This is a genomic window from Pseudomonas brassicacearum subsp. neoaurantiaca (assembly GCF_013608025.1).
In the GTDB taxonomy this organism is placed as follows: domain Bacteria; phylum Pseudomonadota; class Gammaproteobacteria; order Pseudomonadales; family Pseudomonadaceae; genus Aquipseudomonas.
Genome location: NZ_VDLV01000020.1, coordinates 216734 through 231428, shown reverse-complemented (window position 1 = coordinate 231428; position 14695 = coordinate 216734). Strand labels below are relative to the sequence as shown.

Sequence of the window (14695 nt, the reverse complement as noted above, 5' to 3'; positions counted from 1 at the left end):
ACCTGGATCAGCGGCGCGGCAGCGCGGCGATCACGTCTTCGGCTTGCAGGCCCTTGTCGCGATGCATGACGGAGAACTCCACGCGCTGGCCCTCGACCAGGACGCGATGGCCTTCGCCACGAATGGCCCGGAAATGCACAAAGATGTCATCGCCGGAATCACGGGAGATGAAACCGAACCCCTTGGACGTGTTGAACCACTTCACGGTGCCGGTATCACGGTTGGACATGTCGTAGTTCTGCGGTGCGGCGGACGGCGACGACTTCTTGTAGAAGCTGACGGCCAAATGCAGCAGTACGGCGAGCAATGCCGCAGCCAGGCTGGACAGGATGGCGGGTTGGCCGCCGATTTCCGGCATGGGCGCCAGCAGGGTCAGGGTTTGCAAGGCAACGGCCAGCACCAGCAGGGCACTGACAAGGTTTTGCAGTTGATGACGTGGACCTTTGTTCCAGTAAGGGATGACGGGTGCCAGTGTCAGGTTGAGCAGGCCGAAAAAGGCCAGGTAAAGCGCGTCGGGATGTTGCAGGTAAGGTGTGGCTTCGGAACCCAGGCTAGGGATGAAGGACAGCAGCAGGGCAGCTGCGCCCATTAGCAAGTGGACGATTTTCAACATTTTGATTGGCTCACGGTTAAGACAGATCACAAGGAAGAGCTGATCGGGGGCGGTTCGCTCCAGAACAATGAGAGGCGTAGTAATACGTACCCGAATCAGCCTATGCGCGCCGCCCGGAAAAATAGGCGTAGCGACACACTGCCTATTTAACAGCAAAGCCGGGGCCTTCTCAAACGTGTTGCTGGCGGGCGGGACGCTGTTCGTCGGCGGAGCGGGTGCTGGCCCCTGAAGATGCCAGGCGAATGAGGATTCGATTTCAGGTTTTCCGGAACCGCTCGCCGTCGCGGCTTGTCGGTTCAGGACGGCTGGCGATTTGTCGCAGGCCTCAGGCGGCGACACACGCTAGAGTGAAATGACCGCTGTCGAATCCATCACGTCAGGAGATCAACCCACATGGCCATTGATATCGGTATCAGCGAAGAAGACCGCAAGTCCATCGTCGACGGGCTTTCGCGGTTGTTGTCGGACACCTATGTGCTGTACCTCAAGACGCATAATTTCCACTGGAACGTTACAGGTCCGATGTTCCGGACGCTGCACCTGATGTTCGAGGAGCAATACAACGAGCTGGCGCTGGCGGTTGACCTGATCGCCGAGCGAATCCGTGCGCTCGGTTTCCCGGCGCCGGGTGCTTATTCGGTATATGCGCGTTTGTCGTCCATAAAGGAAGAAGAGGGTGTGCCTGGCGCCGAGGACATGATCCGGCAATTGGTCGAAGGGCAGGAAGCGGTGACTCGCACGGCCCGTGGCATCTTTCCTTTATTGGACAGGGTCAGCGACGAACCCACCGCCGACCTGCTGACCCAGCGCATGCAGGTCCATGAAAAAACCGCCTGGATGCTGCGTTCGTTACTGGAGGATAAGTAAGTCACGCCCAGGCGGTGGTGTTGCCGTTGGCATCATCGCCTGACGCCAGGTTCCAGGGCTGTGTAATTTGTCGCCAGTCTTCTGTTGGCTTGTCCTACGTTGATGGTCAAAAAGTCATCTGGAACTGGCGATCCCGTTGAGCTTCCATAGAGCCACAGATCGGTTGTTCCGACTGAGGCTCGTATGGCAAAGGAGTGTCAACGGTATGATTCAAGGAAAAGAACCCCGGGAAGATGGGCGTGGACGCTTGCAGTCTATCCACATCGACCCGTTCGTCAGCGGTTTCGATATGCAACTGGCCCGGCCCCTGGCCCGCTCTGTCCGGCTCAATGGGTTCGCCACCTGCCTGCGGCTGGAGCAGGTCTATTGGGATATTCTCAGCGACATGGCGCACCTCAACAGTTGCTCCATCAGCACCTTGTTGTCCCATGTGGACCGGGAGGTACACCTGCGCCATGGCGGCGTGCGCAATTTCAGCGGGCTGGTGCGTGTTGTCTGCGTGGTTCACAGCCTGAAGGAAATGCACCCGGGTCATGCCGGCCTTGGGTGAACGATATTATCGGCAATGACTGTGCGGTCTTACGGCTGCACAGGCTGCATTTAATGGATATAATCCCGCTCTTTGCCGCAAAGCCCCGCTTTTGCGCGAGTAACCTGATCGCCGAGACAACCCCCATGCCGATGTACGACTATCAATGTGCTTCCTGTGGTCATCAGATGGAAGCCATTCAAAAGATCAGCGCGGCACCGCTGGTCGACTGCCCTGCCTGCCAGGCACCAGAACTGAAAAAGATGCTGTCCATGCCTGGTTTCCGCCTCGGTGGCACGGGCTGGTATGAAACCGACTTCAAGACCGGCGCCAAGAAAAACCTGGCCGGTGGCGACAAGGCTGATTGAGTTGAATACGCGCGAGTTCTTGCACGGGCAGGGCCTCCAACCGAATGTCGAATTACGAGAAGTGAAACCACTACCATGATGCGCAGCCATTATTGCGGCCAACTGAACGAAAGCCTGGAAGGCCAGGAAGTTACTCTTTGCGGATGGGTTCATCGTCGCCGTGACCATGGCGGGGTGATTTTCCTCGATATCCGTGATCGTGAAGGCCTGGCCCAGGTGGTGTTCGATCCGGACCGCGCTGAAACCTTCGCCACCGCCGACCGCGTGCGCAGCGAATACGTCGTCAAGATCACCGGTAAGGTGCGCCTGCGCCCAGCCGGCGCTGGCAATGCCAATATGGCGTCCGGCATGATCGAAGTGCTGGGCTACGAGCTGGAAGTGCTCAACGAGGCGGAAACCCCGCCGTTCCCGCTCAACGAATACTCCGACGTGGGTGAAGAAACGCGCCTGCGCTACCGCTTCATCGACCTGCGTCGCCCGGAAATGGCCGAGAAGCTGCGCCTGCGTTCGCGCATGACCACCAGCATTCGTCGCTACCTGGACGAAAACGGCTTCCTCGACGTCGAGACGCCGATCCTGACCCGCGCCACACCGGAAGGCGCGCGCGATTACCTGGTGCCGAGCCGCACCCACCCCGGCAGTTTCTTCGCTTTGCCGCAGTCGCCGCAGCTGTTCAAGCAACTGCTGATGGTGGCCGGGTTCGATCGCTACTACCAGATCGCCAAATGCTTCCGCGACGAAGACCTGCGTGCCGATCGTCAACCTGAGTTCACTCAGATCGACATCGAGACCAGCTTCCTCGACGAAAAAGACATCATGGGCCTGACCGAAGGCATGATCCGCAACCTGTTCAAGGAAGTGCTGGACCTGGAATTCGGCGAGTTCCCGCACATGACCTTCGAAGAGGCCATGCGCCGCTACGGTTCCGACAAGCCAGACCTGCGTAACCCGTTGGAACTGGTGGACGTGGCCGATCAGCTCAAGGACGTCGAGTTCAAGGTGTTCAGCGGTCCTGCCAACGACCCGAAATGCCGCGTTGCGGCCCTGCGCGTACCAGGCGGTGCGAGCATGCCACGCAGCAAGATCGACGATTACACCAAGTTCGTCGGCATCTACGGTGCCCGCGGCCTGGCCTACATCAAGGTCAACGAGCGCGCCAAGGGCGTTGAAGGCCTGCAGTCGCCGATCGTGAAGAATATCCCTGAAGCCAACCTCAACGTGATCCTCGATCGTGTTGGCGCGGTCGACGGCGACATCGTGTTCTTCGGCGCCGACAAGGCCAAGATCGTCAGCGAGGCCTTGGGTGCGCTGCGGATCAAGGTCGGTCATGACCTGGAGCTGCTCACTTGCGAGTGGGCGCCGATGTGGGTCGTGGACTTCCCGATGTTCGAAGAAAACGATGACGGCAGCTTCTCCGCGTTGCACCACCCGTTCACCGCGCCGAAGTGCTCGCCTGAAGAGCTGGAGGCCAACCCGGCCGGCGCGCTTTCCCGCGCCTATGACATGGTCCTGAACGGCACCGAGCTGGGTGGCGGTTCGATCCGTATCCACCGCAAGGAAATGCAACAGGCGGTATTCCGTCTGCTGGGCATCAGCGAAGCCGAGCAGGAAGAGAAGTTTGGCTTCCTGCTGGACGCCCTGAAGTACGGTGCTCCGCCCCACGGTGGCCTGGCCTTCGGCCTGGATCGCCTGGTGATGCTGATGACCGGCGCCCAGTCGATCCGCGAAGTGATCGCGTTCCCGAAAACCCAGAGCGCGGCCGATGTCATGACCCAGGCGCCTGGCGTCGTGGACGCCAAGGCGTTGCGCGAGTTGCACATCCGCCTGCGTGAACAGCCAAAGGCTGAGTAAGGCTGGCACCTGAGAGGGCGCATCTTCGGATGCGCCTTTTCGTTGGGGTCGATATTTCTGATTGCCGGCCACTGCGCAAGCGCAGGGCGGGCAATGTTCCAAAGCGAAACGGAGCGAGTTATGGCAGGTCATTCCAAGTGGGCGAACATCAAGCACCGCAAAGAACGTCAGGATGCCAAGAGAGGCAAGATCTTCACCAAGTGGATCCGTGAACTGACGGTCGCGGCCCGCCAGGGTGGCGGTGATCCGGGTTCCAACCCGCGCTTGCGCCTGGCGTTGGACAAGGCGCTGGGCGCGAACATGAGTCGCGACATCATCGACCGGGCCATCGCCCGTGGCGCTGGCGCCACCGAGGCCGACAACGTTGAAGAGCTGACCTATGAAGGTTACGGTCCGGGCGGCGTGGCGGTGATGGTCGAGTGCATGACCGACAACCGCAACCGCACCGCGGCGGCCGTGCGTCACGCCTTCAGCAAGTGCGGCGGCAACCTCGGCACCGACGGCTCGGTGGCCTACCTGTTCGAGCGCAAGGGGCAAATCAGCTTTGCGCCGGGCGTCGACGAGGATGCGCTGACCGAAGCGGCGCTGGAAGCCGATGCCGACGACGTGGTCAGCCATGAGGACGGTTCGTTCGACGTGTTCACTTCGTTCGCCAGCTTCTATGCCGTGCGCAATGCCTTGGAAGCGGCCGGTTTTGCGCCTGCGGACGCGGAAATCGTCATGCAGCCGACCACCAGCGCCGAACTCGACCTGGAAGGCGCCGAGAAAGTGCTCAAGCTGATCGATATGCTGGAAGACCTGGATGACGTGCAGAACGTTTATTCCAACGCCGATATTCCGGAATCGGTGGCTGAACAGCTCGGCTGACAAGCCGTAATGCTGCTCACTTAAGGCTGTTTGAAATCATTGTGGCGAGGGAGCTTGCTCCCGCTTGAGTGCGAAGCACTCATTGAAGAAGGGGCTGCTGCGCAACCCAGCGGGAGCAAGCTCCCTCGCCACAGGTTCACCGCAAGCCTTGGGTGAGCTGTATCCTCTCGCAACCGCACTACCTTTCGCAGGCGTTATGACTTTAATCCTTGGTATCGACCCCGGTTCGCGCATCACCGGCTACGGTGTGGTTCGCGATACCGGGCGCGGCTGCGTGTACGTCGCCTCCGGATGCATCCGCACCGGTGCGGGTGAGCTGCATGAGCGCTTGCAGATCGTCTATCGCGGTGTGCGCGAGGTCATCCAGACCTACGGCCCCGTGACCATGGGCATCGAAAAGGTCTTCATGGCCCGCAACGCCGATTCTGCGCTGAAACTGGGGCAGGCCCGAGGCGCGGCGATCGTGGCGGGTGCCGAGGAAAACCTGGAGATTGCCGAATACACCGCGACCCAGGTCAAGCAGGCGGTCGTCGGAACCGGCGCGGCGAACAAGGAACAGGTGCAAATGATGGTGATGCACTTGTTGAAATTGGTCAGCAAGCCGCAGATCGACGCCTCCGACGCCCTGGCCATCGCCATTTGCCATGCCCATACCCGTTCCAGCCTGTTGCCCCATGGCTTGGGAACCGCACGCAGTCGTGGCGGGCGCCTGCGTCTCTGATAGCATCAGCGCTTCATTCATGAACCCGAGCCCGTTGCGCCTGTGTCGTCGGCCTTAGTGCTCGTGTTGTTATTCGCCAGCCAGTGGCTGGCCAACGCCCAAGGATCTGAAACGTGATTGGACGCTTGCGCGGCACCCTGGCTGAAAAACAGCCGCCGCACCTGATTCTGGATGTAAATGGCCTGGGCTATGAACTCGAAGTGCCCATGACCACGCTGTATCGCTTGCCGTCGGTCGGTGAGCCGCTGACGCTGCACACTCATTTGGTCGTGCGCGAGGATGCGCAGTTACTCTATGGCTTCGTTGGCAAGCGCGAGCGGGATTTCTTCCGCGAGCTGATTCGCCTCAACGGCGTCGGCCCGAAACTGGCCCTGGCCCTGATGTCGAGCCTGGAGGTCGATGAGCTGATTCGTTGTGTGCAGTCCCAGGACACCTCGGCGTTGACCAAGGTGCCAGGTGTCGGCAAGAAAACCGCCGAGCGCCTGCTGGTGGAGCTCAAGGATCGCTTCAAGGCCTGGGAGGCGGTGCCGGCCATGTTCGCGCTGGTGCCAAACCAGCCGGATGCGCCTGCGCCGACAGTCAGCGCCGAAAACGATGCGGTCACGGCGCTGATCTCCCTGGGCTATAAACCGCAGGAAGCCAGCAAGGCGATTTCCGCGATCAAGGAAAAAGGCTTGAGCACCGAAGACATGATTCGTCGCGCCCTGAAGGGAATGATTTAAGTGATTGAAGCTGATCGTCTGATCGCCGCCACGGGCGCGCCCCGTGACCGCGAGGAAATCCAGGACCGCGCGATCCGCCCTGTCAGCCTGGCCGACTACATCGGCCAGCCGACCGTGCGCGAGCAGATGGAGTTGTTCATCCAGGCAGCTCGTGGGCGCAGCGAGTCGCTGGACCACACCTTGATCTTCGGCCCGCCAGGCTTGGGCAAGACCACCCTGGCCAATATCATCGCCCAGGAAATGGGGGTGTCGATCAAGAGCACGTCCGGGCCGGTGCTGGAGCGGCCAGGCGACCTGGCGGCATTGTTGACCAACCTTGAACCCCATGACGTGCTTTTCATCGACGAAATCCACCGGCTGTCGCCAATCGTCGAAGAAGTGCTGTACCCGGCCATGGAAGATTTCCAACTCGACATCATGATCGGCGAAGGGCCGGCGGCGCGTTCCATCAAGCTCGACCTGCCACCGTTCACCCTGGTGGGCGCCACCACCCGCGCCGGCATGCTGACCAACCCGCTGCGTGACCGATTCGGTATCGTCCAGCGCCTGGAGTTCTACAACAACGCCGACCTGGCGACGATTGTCAGCCGCTCGGCGGGCATCCTCGGCTTACCGCTGGACCCGGACGGCGCCTACGAAGTCGCCCGTCGGGCCCGCGGTACGCCGCGGATCGCCAACCGCTTGCTGCGCCGGGTCCGGGACTTTGCCGAAGTCCGGGCCAAGGGCCATATCACCAAGCCGATCGCCGACCTGGCGCTGAACCTGCTGGATATCGACGAGCGTGGTTTCGACCATCAGGACCGGCGCCTGCTGCTGACCATGATCGAGAAATTCGACGGTGGCCCGGTAGGCGTGGACAGCCTGGCCGCCGCCATCAGCGAAGAGCGCCACACGATTGAGGATGTACTGGAACCGTACCTGATCCAGCAGGGCTATATCATGCGCACCCCTCGCGGGCGCGTGGTAACGCGTCATGCTTATCTGCACTTCGGTTTAAACATCCCGACACGAATGGGCGAGATGCCGGTGGTAGACGAGTTCCTCGATGCGGTAGACGATTGAGCGCGCTCTGTACGACGACTTTTTTCCGGTTGGTGCTGTCCCAGACCACGCCTGGAGCGTCAATGCGTTCGAGAATGAAAAAACAGTTGCCTGGCCGATTGGCAACCTGAGGAGTAAGCACTAGAGTATGCGCGCGCAAAACGGGCTGGAGTCGTTCGCACATCGCTGTCGCGTTTATTACGAGGACACCGATGCCGGCGGCATCGTTTACTACGTCAATTACCTCAAGTTTATGGAACGGGCTCGAACCGAACGGCTGCGGGAACTGGGTTTTGCCCAATCCGCGCTGGCAGGGGAGGACCTGTTATTCGTCGTGCATTCCAGCGAAGCGCGCTACCACGCGCCGGCGCGACTGGACGACGAGCTTGTGGTGACTGCCGATGTCATCGAGTTGAACCGCGTCAGCCTGCGCTTCAAGCAGCAGGTCAGGCGCGCTGCGGATAATGTGCTGCTCTGCGAAGGGCAGTTTTTGGTGGCCTGTGTGCGCACCCATAGTTTGAAACCCCGGGCCATTCCCGAAGCTCTACGTGCGGCCTTTGCCGGCGTGAGCGGCGCGGGTACACACTCAGAGCAGGAGATAAAGCGTGGAAGCTAACGTCGTCGACCATTCCTCCATGTGGAGCCTGGTCAGCAATGCCAGCGTCGTGGTGCAACTGGTAATGCTGACCCTGGTAGCCGCATCGGTGACCTCATGGATCATGATTTTTCAGCGCAGCAACATGCTGCGCGCCGGTCGCCGTGCCCTGGAGAGCTTCGAAGAGCGCTTCTGGTCCGGCATCGACCTGTCCAAGCTGTACCGCCAGGCCGGCAGCAACCCGGATCCGGATTCGGGCGTCGAGCAGATCTTCCGCGCCGGTTTCAAGGAATTCTCCCGCCTGCGCCAGCAGCCCGGTGTCGATCCTGAAGCGGTCATGGAAGGCGTGGCCCGTGCCATGCGCGTCGCCATTTCCCGCGAGGAAGAAAAACTCGAACAGGGCCTGCCGTTCCTGGCGACCGTCGGTTCGGTCAGCCCGTACATCGGCCTGTTCGGTACCGTGTGGGGGATCATGAACTCCTTCCGTGGCCTGGCATCCGCCCAGCAAGCGACCCTGGCCACCGTGGCCCCGGGTATCGCCGAGGCGCTGATCGCCACTGCCATCGGCCTGTTCGCAGCGATCCCGGCCGTTATCGCCTACAACCGCTTCGCTGCTCGCAGCGAAACGCTGATCAGCCGCTACTACACGTTCGCCGATGAATTCCAGGCGATCCTGCACCGCAAAGTGCACACCAGCGAAGAATAAGCAGGTATTTCCCGATGGCTTTAATCGCTCGAGCCCGAAACAAGCGCAAGCCGGTTGCCGAGATGAACGTGGTGCCCTACATCGACGTGATGCTGGTGCTGCTGGTCATTTTCATGGTCACCGCGCCGATGCTCAATCAGGGCGTGAAGGTCGATCTGCCCAAGGTTTCCAGCGAAGCCTTGCCGCAGGACAACAACACCCAGGTCCTGACCATTTCGATCAAGGCTGACAAGACCTACTACTGGAACCTTGGCAGTGAAGTCGATACCGAGAAGCAGCAGGACCGGGCCATGACCTTGCCGCAGATGACCGATGCGGTGACCAAGATCATTCGTGTCGGCAACGATGCCGGCAAGCGCACCCAGGTGTTCATTCGCGGCGACAAGACCGTCGACTACGGTGCCGTGATGGGCGCCATGGGCGGCCTGCAGAAAGCCGGGGTCGGTAACGTTGGCCTGATCACCGAGGCACCCTGATGCAGCAACAGCGAGAGCCGTCCGCCTCGGAAAGCTACTTCTGGCCCAGTGTCCTTGCCATCGGCCTGCATGTGCTGGTGTTCGGCATGCTGTTCGTCAGCTTTGCCATGACGCCGGAGCTGCCGCCGGCCAAGCCGATCGTCCAGGCGACCCTGTACCAGCTCAAGTCGAAAAGCCAGGCCACGACGCAGACCAACCAGAAGCTTGCCGGCGAAGCGAAGAAATCCGCTGCGCGCCAGACCGAAGTCGAGCAGATGGAGCAGAAAAAGGTCGAGCAGGAAGCGATAAGGGCTGCGGAACAAAAGAAAGAGGAAGCGGCTCAAAAGGCCGAAGAAGCGAAGAAGGCCGACGAGGCGAAGAAAGCGGACGAGGCTAAAAAGGCAGACGAGGCCAAGAAAGCCGACGAAGCGAAGAAGACCGCCGAGGCCAAAAAGGCAGAAGAGAAACAATTGGCTGATATAGCCAAGAAGAAAGCCGAAGAAGAAGCCAAGAAAGCCGCTGAAGAAGAGGCCAAGAAAGCGGCCGCTGAAGAAGCGAAGAAAAAGATCGTCGAGGACGCGAAGAAAAAAGCGGCCGAAGACGCCAAGAAGAAAGCTGAAGCTGAAGAGGCGAAGAAGAAAGTCGCCGAAGACGCGAAGAAGAAAGCCGCCGCCGACGCCGCCAAGAAAAAGGCCCAGGACGCAGCGCGTAAATCCGCCGAAGAGAAAAAGGCCCAGGCCTTGGCAGATTTGCTTTCCGACACGCCGGAGCGCCAGCAGGCATTGGCCGACGAGCAAGGCGATGAAGTCGCCGGTAGCTTCGATGATCTGATTCGTGCCCGTGCGGCGGAAGGCTGGGCTCGTCCACCTTCGGCGCGCAAAGGCATGACGGTAGTATTGCAAATCGGCATGTTGCCCGACGGTACGGTTACCTCGGTCAGCGTGGCCAAGTCCAGTGGCGATGGTCCGTTCGACGCTTCGGCGGTCGCGGCGGTCAAGAACATTGGGCGGTTGACGGAAATGCAAGGAATGAAGCCGAGCGATTTTGCTCCCTATCGTTCGTTCAAGATGACATTCACACCTGAGGATCTAGCCTTGTGAGAAACCTTCTTCGATCAATGCTTGTCGTTGTCTGCTGCCTGGCAGGGATCGCGATGGCAGAGGAAAAGAACATCCTGGTCACCAGCGGCAGCGACCGGGCTACCCCGATCGCCGTCGTACCGTTCGGTTGGCAGGGCGGCAGCGTCCTGCCGGACGACATGGCGGAAATCATCGGCAACGACCTGCGCAATTCGGGTTACTACGCGCCGATTCCGAAGCAGAACATGATCAGCCTGCCAACCCAGGCCAGCGAAGTCATCTACCGTGACTGGAAAGCCCTGGGCGCCCAGTACATCATGGTCGGCAGCATTGTTCCGGCGGGCGGTCGCCTGCAGGTGCAGTACAGCCTGTTCAACGTCGCCACCGAGCAGCAAGTGCTGACCGGCAGCGTATCGGGCAGCGTTGATCAGCTGCGCGACATGGCCCACTACATTGCCGACCAGTCGTTCGAGAAACTCACCGGCATCAAGGGTGCGTTCTCTACCCGCATGCTTTACGTGACCGCCGAACGCTTCTCGGAAAACAATACCCGCTACACCCTGCAGCGTTCCGACTATGACGGCGCCCGCGCGGTGACCCTGCTGCAATCGCGCGAGCCGATCCTGTCGCCGCGTTTTGCGCCTGACGGCAAGCGTATCGCCTATGTCTCGTTCGAGCAGAAGCGTCCGCGTATTTTCGTACAGCACATCGACACCGGTCGCCGTGAGCAGATCACCAACTTCGAAGGCCTGAACGGCGCGCCAGCCTGGTCGCCGGACGGCTCGCGCCTGGCGTTCGTACTGTCCAAGGACGGTAACCCGGACGTCTACGTGATGAACCTGGCTTCGCGCTCGATCTCCCGCGTGACCAACGGCCCGGGCATCAATACCGAACCGTTCTGGGGCAAGGATGGCTCGACCATCTACTTCACCTCCGACCGTGGCGGCAAGCCGCAGATCTACAAGACCAGCGCCGGTGGCGGTGGTGCCGAACGCGTGACTTTCGTCGGGAACTACAACGCCAACCCTAAACTGTCGGCGGACGAAAAGACCCTGGTCATGATCCATCGCCAGGATGGTTTCACCAATTTCAAGGTGGCGGCCCAGGATTTGCAGCGCGGAAGCGTAAAAATCCTCACTGATAGCACTCTGGACGAGTCACCTACTGTTGCGCCCAACGGCACCATGGTAATCTACGCCACCCGCCAGCAGGGCCGGGGAGTCTTGATGCTCGTGTCCATTAATGGACGCGTGAGGCTCCCGCTTCCTACCGCTCAAGGCGAAGTCAGAGAACCGTCCTGGTCCCCTTACCTGAACTGACGCGGCGCAATACGTTTTACTTAACACACTGGGGTTCATTAGGAGTTTCACGATGGAAATGCTGAAGTTTGGTAAATTTGCTGCGCTGGCTCTGGCCATGGCTGTAGCTGTAGGTTGCTCGTCCAAAGGCGGCGACAACGCCGGTGAAGGCGCTGTTGATCCAAACGCTGGTTACGGCGCTAACACCGGTGCAGTTGACGGCTCCATGAGCGAAGAAGCTGCTCTGCGCGCAATCACCACCTTCTACTTCGAATACGACAGCTCGGACCTGAAGCCAGAAGCCATGCGCGCTCTGGACGTTCACGCCAAAGACCTGAAAGCAAACGGCGCTCGCGTTGTTCTGGAAGGCAACACCGACGAACGTGGTACTCGTGAGTACAACATGGCACTGGGCGAGCGTCGTGCGAAAGCCGTTCAACGCTACCTGGTACTGCAAGGTGTTTCCCCAGCTCAGCTGGAACTGGTTTCCTACGGCGAAGAGCGTCCAGTTGCTACCGGCAACGACGAGCAGTCCTGGGCTCAAAACCGTCGCGTCGAACTGCGTAAGTAATTCGTCATGCGAACGTGCCGTCGTGCTGTAACTGTTCTGGCTCTCAGCCTCGCGCCGCTTGCGGCGTGGGCTGCGGTTCCTGTGGTCGATAACGATGCCGGCTATAACAATAGCGGGAGCAGTTATCCGCCTGCAGGTTACGGTACGAACGGCGCCTATGCCGGGGGAGGGGTTTCGGCCCCTGTCTCGGCACAGGGCCAGCTGTTCAACCAACTGCAGCAAATGCAGGATCAGATCTCGCGCCAACAGGGTGTGATTGAAGAACTGCAAAATGATATTTCGCGCATGAAGCAGGAAAACCTGGAGCGATACCAGGATCTTGATCGGCGCATAGGAACCGGCGTTGCACCTGCCGCGACTCCTGAGAATTCTCCAGCCGGTGGCGATCTGAACGCCCCCGGTGCAGCCGCAGGCGCTGGGGCAAATGCTCCAGCTGCACCTGCTGCCGGTGGCGAGCCGGCTGATCCAGCGAAGGAAAAGCTCTATTACGATGCTGCCTTCGACTTGATCAAGGCCAAGGATTTCGACAAGGCCAGCCAGGCCTTTGCCGCTTTCCTGCGCAAATACCCAAACAGCCAGTACGCGGGCAATGCCCAATACTGGCTGGGTGAGGTGAACCTGGCCAAGGGTGACCTGCAAGGTGCCGGCCAGGCGTTCGCCAAGGTTTCGCAACTGTATCCCAAGCACGCCAAGGTGCCGGATTCGCTGTACAAGCTGGCTGATGTAGAGCGCCGCCTCGGGCACACCGACAAGGTCAAAGGCATCCTGCAACAAGTGGTGGCCCAGTATCCGGGGACATCCGCCGCTCAGCTGGCCCAGCGCGATCTGCAGCGCATGTAAGGCTGTTTGAACCCGCTTGGAAGAAACCCGCGCCTGTCGCGGGTTTTTTCGTTAGAATTCACGCCCTTTTTATGAAACACGCTTCCTGGGATCTACGCGTTGGCGGGGTTCCTTGAGGTGCCTGACGGAGGCGGACAGCCTGTTTAGCTGTTACGCCCGTGGCGACTATGCAAGACACATTGAGAATTACCGAAGTTTTTTACTCGTTGCAGGGTGAAACGCGAACGGCCGGGCTGCCGACTGTTTTTGTGCGCCTTACCGGTTGTCCATTGCGTTGCCAATACTGCGACAGTGCCTATGCCTTCAACGGCGGCACCTTGCGCACCCTCGACGATCTCCTCGAACAAGTGGCCGGCTTCCGTCCGCGCTATGTTTGCGTCACCGGGGGGGAGCCATTGGCGCAGCCCAATGCCATCCCCTTGCTCAAGCAATTGTGCGATGCAGGCTATGAGGTTTCCCTGGAAACCAGTGGTGCGCTGGACATTTCGGCGGTCGATCCGCGGGTCAGTCGCGTCGTTGACCTGAAGACGCCAGGCTCCAAGGAAGCACACCGCAACCGATACGAGAATATCGAACTGCTCACACCCAACGACCAAGTCAAGTTCGTGATCTGTTCGCGGGAAGATTACGACTGGGCGGTGTCCAAGCTGATCCAGTACGGTCTGGACCAGCGGGCTGGCGAGGTGCTGTTTTCCCCGAGTCACCACGACCTGAATGCCCGGGAGCTGGCGGACTGGGTGGTGGCGGATAACTTGCCGGTGCGCCTGCAACTGCAACTGCACAAATATCTTTGGAACGACGAGCCGGGGCGCTGACATGACTGAACAATCAACCACTCCAGAAAAGCGCGCGGTCATCCTGCTGTCGGGCGGCCTGGATTCGGCCACGGTCGTGGCCATGGCCCGCGCCGAAGGCTATCGCTGCTACACCATGAGTTTCGACTATGGCCAGCGCCACCGTGCCGAGTTGCACGCCGCCGAGCGGGTCGCCCGAGACCTGGGCGTTGTCGAGCACAAGGTGATCGGCCTGAACCTCAACGGCATCGGCGGTTCCGCCCTGACTGACAGTTCCATTGATGTGCCCGAGGCGCCGAGCGAAGGCATTCCGGTGACCTATGTGCCGGCGCGCAACACGGTGTTCCTGTCCTTGGCGCTGGGGTGGGCCGAAGTGCTGGGTGCCCGTGACATCTTTATTGGTGTCAACGCGGTGGATTATTCCGGCTATCCGGATTGCCGTCCGGAGTTTGTCGAGGCTTTCGAGCGCATGGCGAATCTGGCGACCAAGGCCGGCGTAGAGGGGCAGGGCTTCCGGATCCAGGCGCCTCTGCAAAACCTCAGCAAGGCTGACATCGTCAGGGCAGGGGTGAAGCTTGGGGTGGATTATGGCCTCACTGTTTCGTGTTATCAGGCCGACGAACAGGGGCGCGCTTGTGGCAAATGCGATAGCTGCCGCCTGCGTGCCGAAGGCTTCGCGGCGGCGGGTGTGAGCGATCCAACCCCTTATTTTTGATTTATTTCAAATTAAGTGTTGAATAGTCCTTAGAAATCAGTATTATACGCGCCACCACACAGC

General features: G+C 60.2%; 18 protein-coding genes. 17 read left to right on the top strand and 1 reads right to left on the bottom strand.

Annotation, left to right across the window (positions count from 1 at the left end):
- Window positions 1–7: 7 nt before the first annotated feature.
- The gene (locus tag FHK92_RS28005; RefSeq protein WP_030140807.1) at window positions 8–613 is read right to left on the bottom strand and encodes a cold-shock protein; all 606 of its coding nucleotides are present in this window, start codon (window positions 611–613) and stop codon (window positions 8–10) included.
- 393 nt (window positions 614–1006) lie between these two features.
- Here FHK92_RS28005 and FHK92_RS14625 point away from each other — a divergent pair, with 393 nt between their 5' ends.
- The 17 genes from FHK92_RS14625 (at window position 1007) to queC (ending at window position 14632) form a co-directional block, all read left to right on the top strand.
- Window positions 1007–1480 (top strand): Dps family protein, encoded by a 474-nt coding sequence (locus FHK92_RS14625; protein ID WP_181288680.1) that lies wholly within the window; start codon window positions 1007–1009, stop codon window positions 1478–1480.
- A gap of 205 nt (window positions 1481–1685) precedes the next feature.
- Window positions 1686–2030 (top strand): ribbon-helix-helix domain-containing protein, encoded by a 345-nt coding sequence (locus tag FHK92_RS14620; RefSeq protein WP_181288679.1) that lies wholly within the window; start codon window positions 1686–1688, stop codon window positions 2028–2030.
- A gap of 125 nt (window positions 2031–2155) precedes the next feature.
- Window positions 2156–2377 (top strand): FmdB family zinc ribbon protein, encoded by a 222-nt coding sequence (locus tag FHK92_RS14615; RefSeq protein ID WP_003178589.1) that lies wholly within the window; start codon window positions 2156–2158, stop codon window positions 2375–2377.
- A 75-nt stretch (window positions 2378–2452) separates the two neighbouring features.
- The gene (aspS, locus tag FHK92_RS14610) at window positions 2453–4228 is read left to right on the top strand and encodes an aspartate--tRNA ligase (protein WP_181288678.1); all 1776 of its coding nucleotides are present in this window, start codon (window positions 2453–2455) and stop codon (window positions 4226–4228) included.
- Window positions 4229–4348: 120 nt separating this feature from the next.
- Window positions 4349–5095 (top strand): YebC/PmpR family DNA-binding transcriptional regulator, encoded by a 747-nt coding sequence (locus FHK92_RS14605; RefSeq protein WP_030140803.1) that lies wholly within the window; start codon window positions 4349–4351, stop codon window positions 5093–5095.
- A gap of 196 nt (window positions 5096–5291) precedes the next feature.
- Window positions 5292–5816, top strand: coding sequence for a crossover junction endodeoxyribonuclease RuvC (gene ruvC / locus FHK92_RS14600; RefSeq protein ID WP_063324612.1), 525 nt, complete (start codon window positions 5292–5294; stop codon window positions 5814–5816).
- A 113-nt stretch (window positions 5817–5929) separates the two neighbouring features.
- Window positions 5930–6538, top strand: a complete 609-nt coding sequence (gene ruvA / locus FHK92_RS14595; protein WP_181288677.1) for a Holliday junction branch migration protein RuvA — start codon at window positions 5930–5932, stop codon at window positions 6536–6538.
- Window positions 6539–7600, top strand: coding sequence for a Holliday junction branch migration DNA helicase RuvB (gene ruvB / locus FHK92_RS14590; RefSeq protein WP_030140800.1), 1062 nt, complete (start codon window positions 6539–6541; stop codon window positions 7598–7600).
- A gap of 127 nt (window positions 7601–7727) precedes the next feature.
- The gene (gene ybgC / locus FHK92_RS14585; protein WP_030140799.1) at window positions 7728–8195 is read left to right on the top strand and encodes a tol-pal system-associated acyl-CoA thioesterase; all 468 of its coding nucleotides are present in this window, start codon (window positions 7728–7730) and stop codon (window positions 8193–8195) included.
- Window positions 8185–8880 carry a protein TolQ gene (gene tolQ / locus FHK92_RS14580; RefSeq protein WP_181288676.1) on the top strand — a complete coding sequence of 232 codons (696 nt, stop codon included), beginning with the start codon at window positions 8185–8187 and terminating at the stop codon, window positions 8878–8880. Before ybgC ends, tolQ begins: the two co-directional genes overlap by 11 nt.
- A gap of 23 nt (window positions 8881–8903) precedes the next feature.
- Window positions 8904–9356: a protein TolR gene (tolR, locus tag FHK92_RS14575; protein WP_161796096.1), complete on the top strand. Its 453-nt coding sequence runs from the start codon at window positions 8904–8906 to the stop codon at window positions 9354–9356.
- Complete coding sequence (gene tolA / locus FHK92_RS14570; RefSeq protein WP_181288675.1) at window positions 9356–10435, top strand: cell envelope integrity protein TolA; 1080 nt, start codon at window positions 9356–9358, stop codon at window positions 10433–10435. Before tolR ends, tolA begins: the two co-directional genes overlap by 1 nt.
- A gap of 53 nt (window positions 10436–10488) precedes the next feature.
- Complete coding sequence (gene tolB, locus FHK92_RS14565; RefSeq protein ID WP_375154610.1) at window positions 10489–11733, top strand: Tol-Pal system beta propeller repeat protein TolB; 1245 nt, start codon at window positions 10489–10491, stop codon at window positions 11731–11733.
- 52 nt (window positions 11734–11785) lie between these two features.
- A complete protein-coding gene (gene pal, locus FHK92_RS14560; protein WP_030140795.1) occupies window positions 11786–12283 on the top strand; it encodes a peptidoglycan-associated lipoprotein Pal in 498 nt (165 codons plus the stop codon).
- 6 nt (window positions 12284–12289) lie between these two features.
- Entirely contained in the window at window positions 12290–13123 is an 834-nt protein-coding gene (gene ybgF / locus FHK92_RS14555; protein WP_181288673.1) for a tol-pal system protein YbgF, read from the top strand.
- A 167-nt stretch (window positions 13124–13290) separates the two neighbouring features.
- A complete protein-coding gene (queE, locus tag FHK92_RS14550) occupies window positions 13291–13938 on the top strand; it encodes a 7-carboxy-7-deazaguanine synthase QueE (RefSeq protein ID WP_030140793.1) in 648 nt (215 codons plus the stop codon).
- Between the two features lies 1 nt (window position 13939).
- Window positions 13940–14632, top strand: coding sequence for a 7-cyano-7-deazaguanine synthase QueC (gene queC / locus FHK92_RS14545; protein WP_181288672.1), 693 nt, complete (start codon window positions 13940–13942; stop codon window positions 14630–14632).
- Window positions 14633–14695 lie beyond the last annotated feature (63 nt).